At 70.5% G+C, this 4726-nt stretch carries 4 protein-coding genes; 1 reads left to right on the top strand and 3 read right to left on the bottom strand.

Annotated elements, in window-relative coordinates; all coding sequences use genetic code 11:
* From ACWELJ_RS33340 to ACWELJ_RS33330, 3 genes are all read right to left on the bottom strand, one after another.
* Positions 1 to 1866 (bottom strand): non-ribosomal peptide synthetase (locus ACWELJ_RS33340; RefSeq protein WP_452370051.1); only part of this gene is annotated, 1866 nt, incomplete at its 3' end.
* Between the two features lie 183 nt (positions 1867 to 2049).
* The gene (locus ACWELJ_RS33335; RefSeq protein WP_452370050.1) at positions 2050 to 3030 is read right to left on the bottom strand and encodes a LuxR C-terminal-related transcriptional regulator; all 981 of its coding nucleotides are present in this window, start codon (positions 3028 to 3030) and stop codon (positions 2050 to 2052) included.
* 62 nt (positions 3031 to 3092) lie between these two features.
* Positions 3093 to 3932, bottom strand: a complete 840-nt coding sequence (locus ACWELJ_RS33330; protein WP_452370049.1) for a M23 family metallopeptidase — start codon at positions 3930 to 3932, stop codon at positions 3093 to 3095.
* Positions 3933 to 4130: 198 nt separating this feature from the next.
* On the opposite strand from ACWELJ_RS33330, the gene ACWELJ_RS33325 reads away from it, so the two are divergent.
* Positions 4131 to 4726: nitronate monooxygenase (locus ACWELJ_RS33325; protein ID WP_452370048.1), on the top strand; the 596-nt coding region annotated here is incomplete at its 3' end.

The raw sequence follows: 4726 nt of genomic DNA, 5'->3' as shown, positions 1-4726 counted from the left end.
GGTGGCGACGGGGGCCGCCGCGCCGTCCAGGCGCCGGGCCAGTTCGGCCACGGTCGCGCCGTCGAACAGCACGTGGACGGGGACCCGCACGCCGAGCGCGCTGCCGATGCGGGCGGCGGCCTGGGCCGCCAGCAGCGAGTTGCCGCCCAGTTCGAAGAAGTCGTCGTCCGCGCCGACCTTGGCATCCGGGTCGTCGGGGATCAGCAGCGCGGCGAACACCTCCGCGATGAGCTCCTCCGCGCGGGTGGCCGGGGCGCGGAATTCGCGAGCCGCGAAGACCGGTTCCGGCAGCGCATTCCGGTCCAGTTTGCCGACCGGGGTCAGCGGGATCTCGTCCAGCACCACGATCGCGGCGGGCACCATGTACGCGGGCAGCGATTCGCCGACGTGGGCCGCCAGCGCCGCGGTGTCGAGCGTCGCGCCGGGCCGCGGCAGGACGTAGGCGACCAGGGCGGTCGCGCCGGAAGGCAGCGTCTTGCCCAGTGTCGCGGCGAAATCCACGTCCGGGTGCGCGCTCAGGGCATTGTCGATCTCGCCCAGCTCGATCCGCAGACCGCGGATCTTGACCTGGAAGTCGGAGCGGCCCAGGTACTCGATGACGCCCGGCTGCTCGGAGTCCGCGGGGTTGCGGCGCACCAGATCGCCGGTGCGGTAGAGCCGCGCGCCCGGCGTTCCGGCGGCCTCGCCGAACGGACTGGCCACGAAGCGTTCCGCGGTCAGGCCGGGTCGCCCCTTATAACCCTGGGCCAGTGCGGGACCCGACAGGTACAGCTCGCCGACCACGCCGTCGGGCACCGGCCGCAGCCGCGAATCCAGCACGTACGCACCGACACCCGGGATCGCGGTACCGATGGTGATGGGCCCGCCCGGCGGCAGCGGGGCACTCGAGGTGGCGAGAATGGTCGCTTCGGTGGGACCGTAGCCGTTGTAGAAGCGGCGCTCGCCGGTCGCCCAGCGCGACACCAGTTCCGGCCCGAACTTGTCGCCGGCGACCACCACGGTGGTCAGCTCGGTCAACCCGGCCGGATCCACCGATTCCAGCGCGCCGGGCGTGATCAGTACGTGGGTGACGCGTTCGCGGCCCAGCAGCTCGGCCAGTTCCACGCCGCCGAAGACACCGGCCGGCGCGATGACGAGGGTCGCGCCCGCGGTGAAGGTGAGCAGCAGTTCCAGCACCGAGACGTCGAAGCTCGGGGAGCAGACGTGCAGCACGCGCGAGTCCGCGGTGACCGCGTAGTGCTCACGTTCGGCGGCCACCAGCCCGGCCAGGCCGGTGTGGGTGACCACGACGCCCTTGGGCTTGCCGGTGGACCCGGAGGTGTAGATCACGTACGCCGGATGCTGCTCGGTGATCGTGCCCGCCCGGTCGGCGTAGGAGATCGCATGGTCCGGGTGCGCCGCGATGCGCTGTGCCTGTGCGGGATCGTCGAGTTCGATCCATTCGGCGGCGGTGCCCAGCGCCTCCCGATATTCGCGTGTCGTCAGGCCCAGCACCGCGCCGGAATCGGTGAGCAGATGTTCGATGCGGTCGGCCGGGTAGGCCGGGTCGACCGGGACATAGGCCGCACCGGTCTTGGCGATCGCCCAGACCGACAACACGGATTCGATCGAGCGGGTGATGCCGATGGCGACCATGTCCCCCGGGCCGATGCCGCGGGCGATCAGTTCGCGGGCCAGCTGCGAGGACTGCGCGTCGAGGTCCCGGTAGCTGATCTCCCGCTGGTCGGCGGGAGCGCCGGTGCGGTTGAACCGAATGGCCGTGGAGTCGGCCGCGGACTCGACCGCGGCGGTGAGCAACTGTCCGAAGAGTGGACTGCCGGACCGACGCCGACGATTACCGCGAGCTGTACGGCGGGCAGTTTCCATTCGCGTGCATCAACCTCTCGGGGACATCTTTTCCGCGGGCCGACGCCTGTTCCCTGGACGTCGGCGGGTGAGCAGATCAGCTAATCATATCGATGCTCGCCCGCGGCCTCGGCGGCCCGAGCACAGGGACTATCGCCGAACAGCATTGATTGTTGCGACGAAGTGACTTGCACCACAGTGCGGTCAGAGCCAGCCGCGGCGTGTCGCCTGCACTCCCGCCTGGAAGCGAGTGCTGGCGCCGAGCCGCTCGAGCAGACTCGCGGTGCGGCGCACCACGGTTCGGCGCGACAGGCCCAACCGGCGCGCGATGGTGTCGTCGGTGGCGCCCATGCTCATCAGGGTGAGGATGGCCTTGTCCCGATCGTCGAGCGCCTCGGACGGGTTCACCGAGATCGGCGTGGCGGTCAGCCACAGCGCGTCGAAGGTCTTGACCAAGAGGTCCAGAGTGGGCGACGGGCCGACGCGGACGCCCATGGGGTCGCCGCGGCGCTCGTCGGTGTGCAGCACCAGCACCGCGCGCCGATCGTCGGCGACGATCAGCTTCATCGGCGGGTCGGCGAGGGTACGTGCCTGCGCGCCAACCGCATTGGTGGCCAGCACGTGGCGCAGCCGCTCCGGATCCTGGTAGATGGTCTCCTGGTACAGCGTCCGGTAGTCGATGCCGGCGGTGATGCGCGAGGTCTTGAGCTCGAACATCCGCTCCTCGGTCTCCACGTCGGAGAGGAACGGGCCGCGCTCCACCACCTTCACGGTGGCGTGCGCGGTGTGCTGCAGGTCCTCGAAGTCGGCCAGCAGCTGACGGCGCTCGTAGACGGCCACCACCGCGCCGTCGGCGTCGGTGGTGCGGCGCACCGAGCGGAAGGTCTCCCCCAGGCGCGCGGCGGCCGACTGCATGCGCAGCATCTCCTGATTACGGCGGCGAGTCTCGGCCTCCGACAAGGCTTCCGGGGCGTGCGCGTCGAACCGCACCACGCCCTTGCCATCGGTGAGCCGGACCACGGCCTCGAGCTGGCACAGCGCCTCCAGCGCGGACTCGGCCACCCGGGGCGGCACGGTCAGCCGCTCGGCCACCTCGAGCACGGTCGACCGCGGGTGCTGTACCAGCACCGCGTAGGAACGGCCGTGCACGGAGGCAGGGTCGAAGAGTTCGTCCAGTGTCGTCACCGCACCCACCGGCAGACGCCGGTCCGGAAAACGTCCGGGCATCGCGGGGGCCGGTGAACGATCTACTGGTCCGGTCCCCACTGCTGCTGCATGAGAACGCCCTTGCTGGCTAGCCATGGCAGCGGATCCATCTTGTTGTCGGCGGCGTCCCAGATCTCGAGGTGGAGATGGGGACCGGTCGAGTTGCCGCGGTTGCCCACGGAGGCGATGACATCGCCGGTGTTCACGCGCTGGCCCACGTTCACGTACATGTCGTTGACGTGGCCGTAGACCGCGGTGGTGCCGTCGTCCTGCTTGACGCGCACCCAGAGGCCGAAGCCCGAGGCCGGGCCGGCGTCGATGACCGTGCCGCCCATCACCGAGTGGATGGGGGTACCGATCGGGTCGGCGAAGTCGATGCCGTAATGCATTGCGCCCCAGCGCATGCCGAAGCCGGAGGAGAGCTGGCCGTCGACCGGCTTCACCACGCCCGGGCCCGGGTTGAGTTGCTGCTGCAGGGACTTGAGGGTCTGCTCGGCCTGCGCCAGCGGGGCGGAGATCTCCGGCGGCAGGTTCTGCAGGCCGAAGGGGGCCGGGTTCGGCGCGGGGGCCGCGACCGGGGCCTCGGGGGCGGGCTCGGCGATGGGGGCGGCCACGTCCTTGGCCTGCTTCAGATCGGCGGTCGCCGCGGCGGGGGCGACGTCCTCGGCGACCGTGGCGGCCTTCTCGTCGTGTGTGGGGAGCAGCGGAGCGGCGTGCGCGAGCGCGGGAACCAACTGCGAGCCGGTGCCGATCAGGGCGCCGGCGGCGACCGCGAAACTGGCCGCGGTCTTGACCTTGTCGGTGGCGGTGGGCTCGGCCCGGTGCCGCCTGCGCGAGGTGACGCCAGTGCGGACAGCACCGGAATCACCAAGCAAATCCATGACTGTTACGGAGTTCGCGGTCGTTCGGTGATGCGGCACTGCAAGTCCTAGCGTTCGGAGGGTCCGGTAACGATTCGGCATCGCTGTGATGGAAACAGTACTCGCTTGTGACCATTTCGCAACCTTTTGTGCGATAACGCCAGCTCGAGTCCTCGAACCCTTGATCACAAACCGTAACCGAAAAGGCACAATGGTGAGATGGTTCTCGACGAGTTGCGTACGCCGATCGTCCTGGCACCCATGGCCGGGGGTCCGTCCACCCCGGAACTGGCCGCCGCCGTGACCGAAGCCGGCGGGCTGGGGTTCGTGGCCGCCGGATATCTGCCCGCGAGTGACCTGGCCGCGCGGATCACCGCGACGCGAGCGCTCACCTCCGGCGCGCTCGGGGTCAACCTCTTCTCTCCGTCCGAACCGAGTCCGGCCGATCGGTTCGAGGCGTATGTCGGCGGACTGGCCGCCGAATTCCCCGTCGGCGAGCCGCGTTACGACAGCGACGACTGGGACGCCAAGCTGGACCTGCTCGTCGCCGACCCCGTCCCGGTGGTGTCGACCACCTTCGGCTGCCCGTCGATCGCGGAGATCGCGCGGCTGCACGCGGCCGGGACCGAGGTGTGGGTGACGGTCACGACCGTCGCCGAAGCGCGCGCGGCCGTGGCCGCGGGCGCGGACGTGCTGATCGCGCAGGGCGCGGAGGCGGGCGGGCACCGCGGCGTGTTCGTCGACGATCCGGCCGACGATCTCACCGACCCGCTGGGCCTGCTGGCCCTGCTGCAGCTGCTGCGCGGCGCCGGCCG

The sequence above is a fragment of the Nocardia sp. NPDC004582 genome, from assembly GCF_053602115.1.
Note: the sequence above shows the minus strand (reverse complement) of the source record. Positions and strands in the feature narration are given on the sequence as shown.

Bases quoted from the DNA above. Each gene is read 5' to 3' on its own strand.
- ACWELJ_RS33330 (WP_452370049.1), bottom strand. From the start codon at position 3,932: ATGGATTTGCTTGGTGATTCCGGTGCTGTCCGCACTGGCGTCACCTCG.